At 66.8% G+C, this 14,038-nt stretch carries 14 protein-coding genes; 6 read left to right on the forward strand and 8 right to left on the reverse strand.

What is annotated here, in order from left to right; genetic code table 11:
* Nucleotides 1–93: 93 nt before the first annotated feature.
* The 4 genes from murJ to VT03_RS04630 form a co-directional block, all read right to left on the reverse strand.
* Nucleotides 94–1,617 carry a murein biosynthesis integral membrane protein MurJ gene (gene murJ / locus VT03_RS04615; RefSeq protein ID WP_156514290.1) on the reverse strand — a complete coding sequence of 508 codons (1,524 nt, stop codon included), beginning with the start codon at nt 1,615–1,617 and terminating at the stop codon, nt 94–96.
* A 451-nt stretch (nt 1,618–2,068) separates the two neighbouring features.
* Nucleotides 2,069–2,284, reverse strand: coding sequence for a hypothetical protein (locus tag VT03_RS04620; protein WP_075091906.1), 216 nt, complete (start codon nt 2,282–2,284; stop codon nt 2,069–2,071).
* 160 nt (nt 2,285–2,444) lie between these two features.
* Nucleotides 2,445–2,852, reverse strand: a complete 408-nt coding sequence (locus VT03_RS04625; RefSeq protein WP_075096927.1) for an HU family DNA-binding protein — start codon at nt 2,850–2,852, stop codon at nt 2,445–2,447.
* Nucleotides 2,853–3,211: 359 nt separating this feature from the next.
* Complete coding sequence (locus tag VT03_RS04630; RefSeq protein WP_082845934.1) at nt 3,212–3,865, reverse strand: YkgJ family cysteine cluster protein; 654 nt, start codon at nt 3,863–3,865, stop codon at nt 3,212–3,214.
* A gap of 77 nt (nt 3,866–3,942) precedes the next feature.
* Here VT03_RS04630 and csrA point away from each other — a divergent pair, with 77 nt between their 5' ends.
* The 6 genes from csrA to VT03_RS04655 all read left to right on the forward strand — a co-directional run bounded on the left by csrA (nt 3,943) and on the right by VT03_RS04655 (nt 9,896).
* Nucleotides 3,943–4,146, forward strand: coding sequence for a carbon storage regulator CsrA (csrA, locus tag VT03_RS04635; RefSeq protein ID WP_075091907.1), 204 nt, complete (start codon nt 3,943–3,945; stop codon nt 4,144–4,146).
* A 179-nt stretch (nt 4,147–4,325) separates the two neighbouring features.
* On the forward strand, nt 4,326–5,102 hold the full coding sequence (locus VT03_RS04640; RefSeq protein WP_082845935.1) for a hypothetical protein: 777 nt from the start codon (nt 4,326–4,328) through the stop codon (nt 5,100–5,102).
* A gap of 451 nt (nt 5,103–5,553) precedes the next feature.
* Nucleotides 5,554–6,927 carry a histidine--tRNA ligase gene (gene hisS, locus VT03_RS04645; protein WP_075091908.1) on the forward strand — a complete coding sequence of 458 codons (1,374 nt, stop codon included), beginning with the start codon at nt 5,554–5,556 and terminating at the stop codon, nt 6,925–6,927.
* A gap of 180 nt (nt 6,928–7,107) precedes the next feature.
* Nucleotides 7,108–7,284: an RNA polymerase subunit sigma gene (locus VT03_RS33180; protein WP_156514291.1), complete on the forward strand. Its 177-nt coding sequence runs from the start codon at nt 7,108–7,110 to the stop codon at nt 7,282–7,284.
* A 75-nt stretch (nt 7,285–7,359) separates the two neighbouring features.
* Nucleotides 7,360–8,910 (forward strand): DUF6798 domain-containing protein, encoded by a 1,551-nt coding sequence (locus VT03_RS04650; protein WP_075091909.1) that lies wholly within the window; start codon nt 7,360–7,362, stop codon nt 8,908–8,910.
* Nucleotides 8,907–9,896, forward strand: a complete 990-nt coding sequence (locus VT03_RS04655; RefSeq protein ID WP_156514292.1) for a hypothetical protein — start codon at nt 8,907–8,909, stop codon at nt 9,894–9,896. Before VT03_RS04650 ends, VT03_RS04655 begins: the two co-directional genes overlap by 4 nt.
* A 17-nt stretch (nt 9,897–9,913) precedes the next feature.
* Here VT03_RS04655 and VT03_RS34070 read toward each other — a convergent pair whose 3' ends face one another.
* The 4 genes from VT03_RS34070 to VT03_RS04670 all read right to left on the reverse strand — a co-directional run bounded on the left by VT03_RS34070 (nt 9,914) and on the right by VT03_RS04670 (nt 13,792).
* On the reverse strand, nt 9,914–10,636 hold the full coding sequence (locus VT03_RS34070) for a TRASH domain-containing protein (RefSeq protein WP_075091911.1): 723 nt from the start codon (nt 10,634–10,636) through the stop codon (nt 9,914–9,916).
* Nucleotides 10,637–10,711: 75 nt separating this feature from the next.
* Complete coding sequence (locus VT03_RS34945) at nt 10,712–10,834, reverse strand: hypothetical protein (protein ID WP_255378543.1); 123 nt, start codon at nt 10,832–10,834, stop codon at nt 10,712–10,714.
* A 244-nt stretch (nt 10,835–11,078) separates the two neighbouring features.
* On the reverse strand, nt 11,079–12,131 hold the full coding sequence (locus tag VT03_RS04665) for a hypothetical protein (protein ID WP_075091912.1): 1,053 nt from the start codon (nt 12,129–12,131) through the stop codon (nt 11,079–11,081).
* A complete protein-coding gene (locus VT03_RS04670; protein WP_156514293.1) occupies nt 12,128–13,792 on the reverse strand; it encodes a hypothetical protein in 1,665 nt (554 codons plus the stop codon). The genes VT03_RS04665 and VT03_RS04670 overlap by 4 nt, the downstream gene beginning before the upstream one ends.
* Nucleotides 13,793–14,038 lie beyond the last annotated feature (246 nt).

Consider the following 14,038-nt stretch of genomic DNA (forward strand, 5'->3'; position numbering starts at 1 on the left):
CCTTCAGACATCTCTCGACGGCCAGGCCTCCGGCGGGCAGGGAGGCGTTGCCCCCTTGCATCCCCCACCAGGGTGCCCCTGGACCCGGTGGGGCTATCGCCAGGGCCGCGCGCCCCACGCACGGACGGCGAACTCATCCCGGAATGCCAGCAGCAACAGCGGATGAGCCACAATCGCCAGACCCACGCCCGCCGCCACCGTCCCCACCCCATCATCCGTCATCCACCACCGCGCCAGTCCGACGGAAAAGGCGGTCGCCAGCAGCGAACGCAGAAGCGTCATCACAATCGCCGCCGCGGGACGGGCCTGTGTCAGCCGCGAGACCATCCCGACATAAACCGCCGCCGCCAGAACCCCGGCCACCGACATCGTCGCCGCGAGCCCGACCGCCTGATATCGCCCCACGACAAGCCACTTCGTCAGCGACGTCAGCGTAAAGACGATCATCGCCACGACAGAGACGAACCACGCCCGATTGAGCGCCGTCAGCCCCCGGACCGCGACTTCGGAGACCGCCGCCGCCACCAGATACCCCAGCGAAGCCGCAACAAGTCCATTGACCGCCGCCGTGTCGGCCGCGGTGAACAGCCCCACCTGCAGAAACGCGGCAATGATCGACCGGCCGCACAACAGAATGCCGGCCACGACCGGGACCATGATGACCGTAATCAGCCGCCACGCCTCCGAGAGATCTCCCCGCATCTGCCGGTAGTCCTGCACGGCAGCATGCCGCGCCAGAGCCGGAAAGATCACGACCGAGAGCCCCGACGTCGCGAGCGTCGCGACGGAGTTAATGACGCGAGCGGAGTACGCCAAGTGCGAGATGCTGCCGGTCGAAAGACTCTGGGCGAGCAGCCGGTCGACGAGCGGATTGAGCTGCACGTACGCGTTGGAGAGCAGCACCGGGAAGGCGAGCGTAAGAAACCCCCGGATCGAGGGTTTGGCGTCGCCGGCGGGAGCGGCGTCGCCGGTCCAGGCTCCCGGCAACAGAAGAATCAGTCCGACAATCCCCCCCGCCAGCAGGGAGCTCGCCAGAAGCCCGATCGACGGCTGGGGAACCGCCTCCAGCATCACGAGCGTGACGATCGGCCCGGTCAGCCCCGCCAGCGCCGGGCGGAGGAACCGGCTCCGGGCGTGAAAGACTCCGTACAGGTACGCGGTCATCGCCGTCAGCGGGATGAGCCAGCAGAGAGGACGGAGCAGCCGCGCCGCGGTGGCGTTCCCCTCGCTCGGAAGGTCGGGGTACAGCGCCGCGATGATCGGTGAGGGGGCCAGGAACAGCGGAAGGGCCAGGAGCAGCGACACGACCAGCAGGCCGAGGCCGATCCGCCGGACCGCCCGCTTGGCGGCGGCCGAGCCCGCGGCGGCTTCCTGCTGATGCGAGAAGGGGACCACGGCCGTCCCGGCCGCCGCCCCCAGGATCCCGCCGATCGTCACCGGGAGCGCATAGGCGCACAGGTAGGCGTCCATCTCCGTCGAAGCGCCGTACGCCCGGGCCTGGACCCGCTGGAGGGCCAGGAGCAGCAGCATCTGGCCGAAGGAGGCCCCACCGACGAGCGCCACGGACCTCAGAGACACGGAGCTGGAGGTCGCGGAGTCGTCGGGCGAAGAAGTCATGTCGAAGTCGTGGTGAGCGCCCGGCTCGGACAAATCGCTTCGGCGGCGTCAGGTGGTCGGGATCGATCGAGGGAGCCGCACCGGACGGACGGCGGCGAGTCGAGGACGCCTCGACGGGCGCAACGTCCGTCCCCCGTTCCGCATCCGCCAACGGCGCGTCAGTCCGACCAGGAACAGGGAGAGCACCGCGCCGACGATCATAGGAGTCTCGCCAGGGAACTCGAATCGACCCCGCACGACCGACGGCGAACGGCTGGTCCGCGTCCGTCCCGATGCTAACCCGCGGCCGAAACGAAAAGAAACCCGGCGTTCCAGGCGGAAGCCGGGTTTTTCAATTGTCGAGCGGAGCGCGACCCCAATGGGAGGAACGGGGCCGCTCCCGAAATTGGTGGACCGGTGCGGCTACGGAAGATCCGTCGCCGTCATGCCCTGCGATCGCCGCGGCAAAGCGTTAGATCACGCCGCCGTGCGTACGATACGGGGTGGCCGAGTCCGGCATATCGAGGAACCAGATGCGTTCCCAGATCTCCGGAATGTGCCGGTAGTTTTCCGACTGGAAGATGAGCTGCCGGGCCCGCTTCTCGGGGGACGGGCTCCAGATCGGAACCACGCAGCCCGCTTGAGCAGCGACAACCGTCAACAGGGCCAGGCGCACAACATACCGCATGATCTTCCTCCCTGAACCACGATGGCTGTCTCCGACGGCCACCGGTATGTCGATCCATCCTCAATCGGATGGGACTTCAGTCGTTGCGTCGACGTCGGCAAGGGGCCGACGTCCCGACCCTGGTCAGAGGGAAGAGTCGCGGGAGAGGGAACAGGGCGGGTCAGAACTCTGAAGGGGGGGCCGGCGTCGGTGCGGGCACGGGAGGCGTCATCTCGACCGGCGCGGGGCTGGTCGTCTCGTCTCCCGACTCGTCGTCCTCGTAGCTGAGGATCGCGCCGGACTTCTCCAGTTTCAGGACCTGCTCTTCCATCTCCTTGCCGGGCTTGAACGTAACCACGTACTTTTCCGGCACTTCGACTCGATCACCGGTTCGAGGGTTGCGGGCCTTGCGGGCCGCCCGCTTCTTCACCTCGAACACTCCGAAGTTCCGCAGTTCGATACGATGCTTCGGATCACTGACCAAGGTTTCGATAATCGCCTCGAATGTCTTCTGAACAACTTCTTTGGTCTTGAGTTGCGTCAGTCCACACTCTTCGGAGATATCCTTGACGATTTCTTTCTTGGTCACGTCCGTCTCCCGGAACTTCTTGACGCTCTCTGCCAGCAAGCTCGGCAGGAGAGTTTCCTCAAATGTATTGTGGCATTTGAGTTAATGTCAAGAAGCCTGACCGGAAACGTCCGCGACCTCCCCCGGTGTTGCCGGGAAACCCGACCACGCCGGAGAGAACGAAATCTTCCTTCCCTGTTGATCGGACCCGCAGGCTCAGCCTCTGAAGACTTTTCGACAAAACCGTCAAAGTTTTCCAGGATTGCCAGCTCCGGACAGCGGAGCGTCTGCCACCCAGGGCCGGATCATCGACGGTAAGCCATTCAACCGAAAGCAGTTGCGGGACAGAGAGCTCCGTTTCCCGTCGAAGATCCCTTCTCTCAGATTCCCGACGCTTCCACGCGCCGGGCAACTTCTTCCCACGGAACAAATGTTCCCGAACCGGCCCCCGGGCAGGTCTCGCAGGTCCGTTTCCAGGCTTCGGGCGAGGTGGTCGTCTGTTCCCAGAAGGGCCAGGTTCGGCACTGGATCGGGCGGACGGGGTAGATTCGGCACCCGCGTGTCCGGGTGTCGAAGTAGATGCAGTCGCCGTTGGGATGTTCCCGCAAGCTGAGCTGGCCGCGGGCTCTCCGCGTGTGGAGCAACCGGACTTCTCCAATGGGGACATCGAGGTGAGCGGCAATCTTCCTCAGGTCGTCCTCGGTGACCCAGACGTAGCCCGTTCCTCCCGTGCAGCAGTTCCCGCACTGCGTGCAGGTGAAGGAGAGTCCTGGTGCGAACCAGGGGCGGTCCGCTGCGTCTGAGTCTGAGGAGGGGGTGTCGATCGGCGGACTCGGCTGTTGCTCCCGTGGAGGCTCCGGTCGGGAAGACTGAGGGGAGGACGGGGCGGCGCAGGGGATTGTGGCGGGTGGGGATTCACCCGAATCCGTCACAGTCGGAACACTCGGAACAGAACGTTCACCGTGCAGAACTCCCACTTCCGGCGGATTGGACCCGGGGTCGGAGTCAGGTCGAAAGTTTGGCGGGCTTTGCATGGTGAAGGCTCGGTCGCCCTGTCGAAAGTGACAGACGGAAATGCTCCTAAATTCAAATTAAATGGTGTGAGGGATTCATGCTCGTTCTCAGCCGCAAGCAGGATGAGAAGATCATCATCGGCGACTCGATCACCCTGATGGTCGTTTCGATCCAGGGGGACAAGGTCCGGCTGGGAATCGAAGCGCCCAAGGACGTGAGCATTCACCGCGAGGAAGTGTATCAGGCGATTCAGCGGGAGCGGACGGAAGACGGGACGTCGAAGGACGCTCCGCGAAGCTGATTCCCGCCCCGGAGCATGACCCACCGCGGCCCGGAGAGACACGCTAGAGTTGCGTGTTTCTCCGGGCCGCTGTCGTTTTCCGTATCTCGTGGCCGTGAAGCGACTCATCCCTTGAAGCCCTCTCGCCTGACGCCCTACTGTTTATCAGGGAACGACATCGTCCGGTTTGAGGTTACGGAGTGGACGCATCGCGAACGGAACTCGCGGACCTGGCGCTCAGGACATCGCTCAATCGCGACGTCGCCCGGCAACGGACCGCGTTGATCAGCGAGACGCTCCTTTCCCGATCCCGGTCGCTGCGGGATCCGAATTTCCGGGCTATCCACGCCGACGACCTCGCTCTCCTGTTCGACAGCTACGACGCCGCTTTCCTCCGCGGCGGTTGCCGGAGGGCGCTCGGCAGCCTGCGTCTCGACTTCCGGATCTCGACCCGCATGACGCGGGCGGGGGGGAAGACGTTCCGGTACTCCCCGCGCCGTGGCGATCCCTGGTTCGAGATTGCGGTCTCCGCTCCGTTGCTCTTCCAGACGTTCCGTGACGTTGACCGCTCCGTCACGGTCTGCGGGTGCGAGTGTGGGCACCGGCTCGATGCCCTGCTGCGGATCTTCGAGCATGAGCTGATCCATCTTGTGGAGCTGCTGGCCTGGAACGAGTCGGAGTGCAGCGAGAGCCGGTTTCAGGGCATCACGTCGCGGCTGTTCGGGCATGCGGCGCATACGCACAACCTCATCACGCAGAGCGAGCGGGCCGCGGCGCAGTTTGGTCTCCGCCCGGGTTCGCGGGTCCGTTTTCAGCATGAGGGGACCGACTACGACGGGATCCTGAACCGCGTCACGAAGCGGGCGACGATCCTGGTCGAGCATCCGCGGGGTGAGCGGTACAGCAATGGACGGCGGTACATCAAGTTTTATGTTCCGTTGGAGCAGCTGATCCTGCTGGACCCGGTTCGCAGGTAACGGAACGGCGTTCTTGCCGGCACGGCTCCGATAGCTCAAACCCAACGTGCCACGGCAGCCGGGGTCAAGGGGGCCTCGCCCCCTTGCCGCCGGAGGCATTTTCGTAGCGGAACCGTGGGACACAACGGACGTCCGCTTTGTGGAACCAGCGTTGAGGACTCCCTCAACACACACCGCTGGCTTTGCAATCCCCGCGGGTTGGTGAAGGGGCATCCGGCACGTTGTCCGCGTTTGGACACTCACTCCTTCAGACATCTCTCGACGGCCAGGCCTCCGGCGGGCAAAGAGGCGTTGCCCCTCTGCACTCCCCACCAGGGTGCCCCTGGACCCCGGTAAGGCAGATGACGTCCGTTTGTCCACAGCGTCCCCGACTCGCCCGAACCCTCTCTACCCCCCACCGCCCAATCCAATACACTCCGCGTTTCGTTTTTCCCGCGACTGCGAGCGAGCAATGATCGACAAGGCGGCCCTGGAGCCGATCCCCGGTTTCCCCGAATGGTCACCCCAGGAACAAGTCGCCTGGCAGGGAATGTTCGACGCCATCCGCTCCGGATTCGAACGCTTCGGCTTCCGCCCCATCGAAACCCCCGCCGTCGAGCGGAACGTCATCCTCACCGCCAAGCAGAGCGGCGACACGACTCGCGAGATCTACCAGCTCGGCCGCCTCAACGCCGAAGAGGGCGAAGCGGACGAACGGGATTTTTCGCTGCACTTCGACCTGACGGTTCCGCTCGCCCGGTACGTGGCCCAGCGGGCCGGCGAAATCGCCTTCCCGTTCCGCCGCTACCAGATGCAGCCGGTCTGGCGAGGCGAGCGGCCTTCCGCCCAGCAGGGGCGGTTCCGGCAGTTCTACCAGTGCGACATCGACATCATCGGCGACGGCGCCCTTGCGCCGCACTACGACGCCGAGATCCCCGCGGTGATCCAGCGGGTGTTCCAGGACCTCGCCGTCGGCGACTTCCGGATCCGGATCAACAACCGCAAGATCATGTCCGGTTTCTTCGCCGCCAACGGCATCGCCCCGGACGAGGTGGCCGGCCTGATGCGGTCGATCGACAAGATCGAGAAGCAGGGAGTCGACCAGTTCCGAAAGGAAATGGCTGGACGGAGCGCGACCGTCGAGCAGACCGAATCGATTCTCGCCTTCTTCCAGTTCCGCGGCTCGCTCGCCGAAACGCTGGCGATGCTCAAGGGGACGGCAGAGAAGTTCGGCCACGCGGAGCTGAACCAGGGAGTCGCCGAGCTGACCGAAACCGTCACGCTGGCCGAGAACTTCGGCCTGACCGACGAGCGGTTCGCCATCGACCTCGGCATCGCCCGCGGGCTGACCTACTACACGGGGACCGTGTACGAAACGACGCTCCTCGACGCCCCGCACCTGGGGAGCGTCTGTTCCGGCGGCCGTTACGACGATCTGGCCGGCCACTTCACCAACCGAAAGCTGCCGGGGGTCGGGATCTCGATCGGCCTGACGCGGCTCTTCACCGGGCTGGTCCAGATGGGCCGGATCAAGACCGACCGGGACACGATCGCCCCGGTCCTCGTCGCCCGTCCGCTCGCCGAGGAGACGCACCGCTACGCTCGCCTGGCCCAGCGGCTGCGGGATGCGGGAATCGCCACCGAGCTGTATCTCGAGGACAAGAAGCTCGGCAAGCAGTTCCAGTACGCCAGCCGCCGCGGCTTCCGCGTCGCGGTCATCGTCCACATGGACGAGATCGCCAACGGGACGGTCACGCTCAAGAACCTCGCCTCCGCGACGCAGGAGACGGTGACGGAAGCGGATTTCGTCGCGGCCGTTCAGAAGATGCTCGCCGAGACAGCGTGACAGCAGGCGCGAGGGAGGCGAGGTCTCCGCATCGCGGGACGCTTTGATGCCCACGCCGGAATCCCGTCTCCTTCAGCAGTCCTTGACAAAGTTTCGCCGTCTCCGAACATACGCGCGTCCTGGGCTTGCGCCGGTGTCGCAGGGAGTTTCCAAGGACGAGTTCAACAGGGGAGTCAGTTCATGAGCGGCCCGATCGTACGAACGGGTACGAATCCCAAGTACTGGAGCAATTGGGACAACGTTTTCGGCAGCAAGAAGAAGGGTGCCGGCAAGACCGAAGGGAAGAAGCCGGCCACGGGTTCCGCTAAGAAGGCCGCCGCCCCTAAGAAGGCCCCTGCCAAGAAGAAGGGCAAGTAGTCGTTCCTTCGCATGCCTCTTGAAGACTCCGTACCGCCGACCGGGACTGTCGCAACCGACACCCTGAGTCGGCGGTTGCTGTTTGGTATCGCGGTCCTGGCCGTGCTGTGCGGACTCTCGTTCGCCCGCTGGCCCAGCCCGGGGATCAACGAGACCCACTACCTCGCCAAGGCGAAGCACTTCGCCGATCCCGCGTGGTGTGCCGGCGACTTCTTTCTGGAGTCCTCCAACCCCCACGCCGCCACCTCCTGGCTCCTGGGGGAACTCACCTCCCGGTTCTCGTTCGAGACGTCGGCGGCGATCGGCCGGACTCTGGCTCTCGTCGTTCTGGCGGCCGGATGGACGCTGATGCTGTGCGGCACGCTCCCGGGCTGGCGGGAACGAATCCTGGCCACCTCGCTCTTCTGTTGCCTCCACGTCCTCGGCAACTGGTCGGGCGAGTGGCTTCTCCGCGGCGTCGAAGGAAAGGTGTTCGCCTGGGGCTTTCTGTTTCTGGCGATCGGCCTCTGGACCGCCCGGAAGCCGGTGATCGCCGGTGCGTCGCTCGGAGCGGCGTTCACGTTTCACCCGGTCATCGGGGCCTGGGGAGCTCTGTGTGCCATCCTGTCGTTCGCCTGGGCCGCGGTGGATCGCCGCAGAATTCGGCGAACCGACACCTCCGTGACGGAACCGGCCTACGGGAACGTTTCGCTGCCGGCGATCGCCGGAGGGGCGATCCTGTTCGCCCTGACCGCCGCTCCGGGGTTCGTCGCGGCACTTCCGGCCCTGCGGCTCGGGACGCCCGAGGAGCGCTGGCAGGCCGACCACATCCAGGTCGCGCAGCGGCTGGCCCACCACCTCGACCCCGCGCAGTTCCTCTGGTCCAGCCACCGCGAATATCTGCTCCTGATCGCGGCGCTCCTGCTCCTTCCCTGCGGACGGCGATGGACGGCCCTCGAGCGGATGGGATGGATGGTGGTCCTGTGTGCCATCGGCGGAATCGTCGTGGCGATCTGGCCCCGCGAGCTGCACCCGTTTTCGCTCTACGTGCTGCGGCTGAAACTCCTCAAGCTCTACCCGTTCCGGCTCGCCGACATCTTCGTGCCGCTGCTGGTTTCCGTCCGCCTCGCCGAGTGGCTGGGTTCGGTCGCCGCGTGGAAGGCCGGATGGTGGCGATTCGCTCCCCTGATCGCAGCCCTGCTCGGCGTTGCCTGGTTCTGGCCGGGCGATGAGAAGCCCGCTCGAAAGATGAGCCTGGCCGAGTTCGAGGACTGGAAGGAGGTCCTCGGCTGGATCCGCAAGGAAACTCCCTCGGACGCCGTCGTTCAGTCGATGAACGAGGACTTCGCAATCAAGTGGTACACGGAGCGGGCGGAGTACGTGAACTACAAGGACTGCCCGCAGGACGCCCCCGGAATCATGGAATGGCATCGCCGGCTGCTGTGGCTCGACCAGGAGTGGCGGACCCCCGCCATCGCCGACATGCGCGTCTCCGCCGCTGAGCTCGCCACCCTGCATCAACGGACCGGGATCGACTACCTGATCTGCAGCCGCTTCGGCCCGATCGAGGGGGATCCGGTGTTCACCAAGGGAGCGTTCCGGGTCTATCGCCTCCCTGCAGCGCCGGCGGCCGGAGGTGCACGGTGAGCGGCCCGTCTTCGCCAGCAGGACCCGCCAAGGCGGTGCTGATCCTCTTCGACTCGCTCCCGCTGACGAGCCTCGGCTGCTACGGCGGCTTTCGTGAGCGGACGCCCGGGTTCGATCGTCTCGCCGCCCGCGGGGCGATCTTCGAGAACGCCCTGACGCCCCGCGTTTCCGGCGGCGCCTCCGCGTTCGGGGCCGATGGTCCGTGGTCCGACTCGTGGAACGATGCCCGCTCCCGGCTGGAACAAGGCGTGGCGGTCCGCGAGGTCTGCTGCACGACGCCTCACGCCCTCGTCGATGCCGTGGCCCCCGAAGCGGTCCAGCCCTGGCTCGAATCGGACAAGACCGGACTCCTCGCGATCACCGCGCCGGAATTGCTCTCGGCTCCCGTGCACTCCCATCTGGCGGCGATCGACGAGGCGATCGGACGGCTGTTCGATCTCGTCTCCGAGCGACCGGATCGGAACACGCTTCTGGTCGTCGCCGCCCTGCTGTCGCACCCCGCCGGCCCGGACTTTCCGCGGCTGCGAGCCGGGGCGATCAACGTCCCTCTGCTCCTCTGGTCTCCGGCGCTCCCCGAGCCCGGCATCCGACACTCGGAACTGGTCCTCGTGACCGATCTCCTGCCGACGATCGCCCGCTGGCTGGGACGCGAGCTCCCGGATGGCGGCCTCGATCTGCTGGAGCCCGTCCGCGATGACGTCGAGCCAGGACGTGTCGACGTGCGGACCGAAGGGCTCGGCGAGGTCGCCCTGCGGACCGGCAGTCATCACCTCGTGGTGGATGCCGCAGCCTCGAACGACGGAGCGGCGCATGCGACCGGTGATCGCCGCGTCGCCCTGTTCGCGAAGCCGGGGGATGCCTGGGACGAACTCGATGTCGGGGGCACGATGCCGGACGTCCGCCGCGATCTCGTGGAGCGTTGCGACGCCGTCACGACGTCCATTGCGTCGTCGGCCGACGCCTCACCGGGGCAGCCGGCCGCCTGAGCCAGCCGGCCGCGCCGCTACTTCTTCGCCTTCTTCTGCGCAAAGTACTCTGCGAGGATCCCCTCGGGATCGTCTTCGAATGCCTGCTTGCAGCCCGTGCAACAGACATAGTAGGTCTTTCCCTTGTGCATCACAGTGATCGTTCCGACGCCGCCGGTCACGACGCACTCGGGGCCGTTCCCCCCTTCGCGGGCGAGGTGCGCGTCGGCCCGCGTGTAGCCCACTTCGGCGACTCGGGAGAATCGCTCCTGGGCCGGTGTCCGCTTCTCGAAGAGGACCAGCGTCCGGATGGGACTGAGCCGCGTGATCGTCATCCGGTGGATCTCGGCCATCTCCTTTTGTGCCGCGTCCTTCTCCGTCGTCGTCAGGACGAGCTTGTTGCCGTCCATCGTTCCGACGAGGGTCTGCTTCGACTTGTCGGGCAGGACGGCGGCGAGGGTGTATTCCTTGGTGGCCGGCGCGTAGGAGAGCCGGCCCGATTCAAAGAGCTTTCCGTCCTTGACCACGTAGTCCACCGCGACTTCCTGGGGCCCGAAATGCCAGACCCATTCGGCGGTTTCGGTCCAGGCGCCCGAGGTCGAGCTCCGGCGGACCTGTCCGACGCCGCGCCAGCCGCCGATCAGCGAGTTGAAGTCCGCGAGACCCGCCTTCTGGGCCGCGACGTCCGGGGGCATGGAATCGCCCCGCAGGAGCACACACGCGGTGAGAATCACGAGCCCCCAAGCCCAGCTTCGGTCCATGAGTTCCTCCGGCGATCCGGTTTGAGCCCGCCGCCGCGCCCTCGCCCGGTCCGACGACCACCGGCTGCGCGGTGCTCAATCACTGAAGTATCGCGACACGAACCAGCAAAAGACAATCACAGCCAGCGCCAGGGCCCCGAAGTCGCCGGCGTCCGCGTTGTAGTAGCGGGTCAAAAGGGAGTCGATGAGGGAGTCCATAGCCTGTGGGGGGCTCGGGTCAGGGCGGAGGAAAGCCTCCGTTGGCCGCCATCACGTCGGCGCGCGGAAACTTGTCCTGACAAGTGAAACACCGCCGGGGAGGCGGCGGACCGTTGTATCTGTCTCCGCGGCGAAATTCTCACAGATGGCCCATAACCCTGAACCGGATGCGCCGCGCCTCGCGAAGAACGAGGTTCTGCCGGAGAGAAGGGCTGGGAAGAGATGTTGAGTTTCGGCAACGGACTCAGGCAGCCCGCTTCAACATCCCCCGGACTCCGCGCTCCTGCGCTACGAGCAGTCCGCGAGGGATCGTGAACGGGTCATGCGGGAGAAGCTCGATCCGGCCGATGCCGAACGGCAGGCGGACCTTGAGCAGGGCCTCCTTCAGCAGCGCGTCGAACCCGCCCATCGCCGCCGCCCCTCCGGCGAGCACGACCGGGACCCCGGCCCCCATCCGCGCGGCGTGGCGGCTGCCGGACAACTCGACTTCGAGCTTCCGGGCCACATCGCGCGCCAGCTCGGCATACAGGTCCCGCAGGGCCGCCAGCTCGGGACTCCCTTTGGGGTCGGACCGCAGGTCCACCGTCCGTTTCCAGTCCTCGATTCCCGCCAGGTCGAGATAGCGCGTTCCGTCCCGTGAATACAGGAACCGTCCGCGGACGCGGGCCAGGCGATCGTTCACCGTCCGGCCTCCGGCGGCAAGCGTCATCTCCACGAGGGGCTGGCCGTGCCGGGTCAGGCTGCCGGAGCAGTACGCCGCTCCAAGGTTGATCGAGAGCCCGGTGAACTGGCGATCGGGGAGCGACGCGAAAGCGGTCGCGGTCCCCGCGTGCAGGACTTGGACCGGACAGTCCAGGCCGCGGAACAGCCGCGTCAGGAATCCGTAGTTCTGAGAGTCGGGATCGACGACGTTTCCGGGGAGCGTCAGCACTACTTCCGCCACGCGCGCCCGCGGCGGGATCAGGGCCGAGACCGCGGCGGCGATGAGTTGCCGGCCCACCGGGTCGGCGATGGGGACCTGTCCTTCCCAGAGAAGCGGGATCAGCGGAACACGGAGGACGTGGGCCAGTTCGACCGCCGTTTCGCCGAGGACGACGCGGCCCCCTTCGCACTCGATCGAGTCGACGTTCATTCGCGCAATCCAGCGCTCCAGGATCGGATCGCTGGGGATCGAGACGTAGCAGGCAGCGCATCGCCGTCCGGCGAGCGCCTTTCCCGACCTCCCTCGTGTCGCACCCGCGCGGCCTCGCGCCAGACTGCGGAACTCGGACGTTCCCAGATCGACCGCCAGAATCATGTGTCGCGCTCCCGCTGCATGGCTCGGAGCACGCGATCGAGCAGTCCGCTTCCTTCACCGTTCGCAGACGCTGGAGCCATCGGAGCCCGTTTAGGTTTCCCGGCCCCCCCTGCCCCGGCCGGGCCGAGCGGCCTGTCGACGGAGGTGGCGGCCACCTGCATCGCCGACGTGCGGGACGCAGCGGCGGCCGAGACGGCAGCGGCGGTGGGAATACGGCCGAAGTGAGGACCGGCCAGCGCTTCGTGGGGCGGGTCCACACGGAGATTGCGGTCACCGACGACCGCGCCGTGGAGGCGAGTGGAAGACGCCGCGGCGGGCTGCTGCCGGACGGGCATCTCCAGGGGCGTCGGAGCGGGGCGTTTCGGAAGCTGCCGGCGGATCCAGAGCGTCAGCCCCAAGGCTCCCGTGATCAGGATCCCCAGCCCCACTCCCCAGCCGAGCCCGGCCATCCCCGTCCAGGAGGAAGCGCTCGAGGCGGGTTCGATCTTCTTGGGGGATACGGCGACCGGCTTCGAAGCCGGTTTCGGCACCGGAGCCGCGGACGCCGTCCTGGCCGGGCTGGCCGCCGGCGGCGCGCTCATCCCGACGGGGACGAGGGACCGGGGCGGTTCCGAGGCAACCGGAGACGCGTTCAGGAGCGCCAGTTCCTGCCCGATCGAAGGAGGCGTGAGGCCGGCATCGGGCAGCGAGAAGTCCTGAAACGCGGCCGCAGGTTCGCCGAGCGGAGCCGCGGCTTCGACATAGGCGGTGGTTCGGGGCGGGCCCGACGGCGGCGTGAGGAGCACGGACGGGTGGATCGGCCCCACCGGCGTCAGACCGCCGGTTCCGGCGGCGCTGATCCCCTTCGCCTGGAGAGCATCGAGGTCGACGACTGGGTCGAACGGATCGCGAACGGCAAGCATCGCATGCAGTGTCGCGCGGTTGAGAACACGCGGATCGAAGTAGAGCATGGTCCCGGTGGGGAGCTGCATGATGTCCGACAACCACAATTGGGCCGCCGGCAGGACGACGCCCGCGGGGGGGACGGCGTCCGCGACCTGCCCCAGCCGATAGGTGATCGCCAGGATCGACGCTTCACCCGCGGGAACCCGCAGCAGCCGCGGCGTCTCTCCCAGGTTGTGGCAGACGAGTGTCACCAGCGGCTGGGCGGCCCGCTCCGGCGAAGGGGGAACCCGGGCCGGACTGACGACGATGACGTCGCCGTGCTGGAGTTCGCTCTGCAGAGCGTCGCGGAGCGTCAGTAGGATTCGCGGCTGTCCGCTACGAAAGATCGTGAGACTGCCCGACGCGCCGGAGGTCAGCCCCCCGGCGTGGTGCAGAATCGCGTCGAGGCGGGGATGCGGTTGCCGTGTCGTGAGGACGGCGGGGCGTTCGACTTCGCCGACCACCGTGATCGTTCCAAGCGGAGTCGGGGCCGCGACGGGGGTCGTGAGGACTCCCATCCGCGTGCCGGCCGGCGGCATCGACCAGGCGCCTCCCGCGGGACTCTGCGGAGCGCCGGGCGGGAAACCGCCTCGGACCGCCTGCCCCTGCCGTGCGGGGAGCGTCTGGGCTGATGCGGAGGCGGCGACGAGAGCTCCAGTCACCGCGAGCACGAGGCGCAGCCAGGGGTGACGCGGAGGGCGGCGAAGACGGGATGTCGAGGTGCCGTGCTGGCGCATGAGTGAGCTTCCTGGCGCAGACGGGAACGTCGCCATTCGGCAAATCGACACGGTTCGCCTCGTTGCTGCAGGCCAATCCTCCGGCGCATCCGACAAAGGCGGAAAAATCGACTGGGGCCGCCTTCTCATCTGCGATGCGTCGTTCCGCGGTGGGTCGATTTCCCACAACGACGCATGGCGCCCCCGCACGATGCGGCACTCTTCACGGAACCCCGCGAAACATTGGGGAAATCGGGATTTGCCACA

The sequence above is a fragment of the Planctomyces sp. SH-PL14 genome (assembly GCF_001610835.1).
In the GTDB taxonomy this organism is placed as follows: domain Bacteria; phylum Planctomycetota; class Planctomycetia; order Planctomycetales; family Planctomycetaceae; genus Planctomyces_A.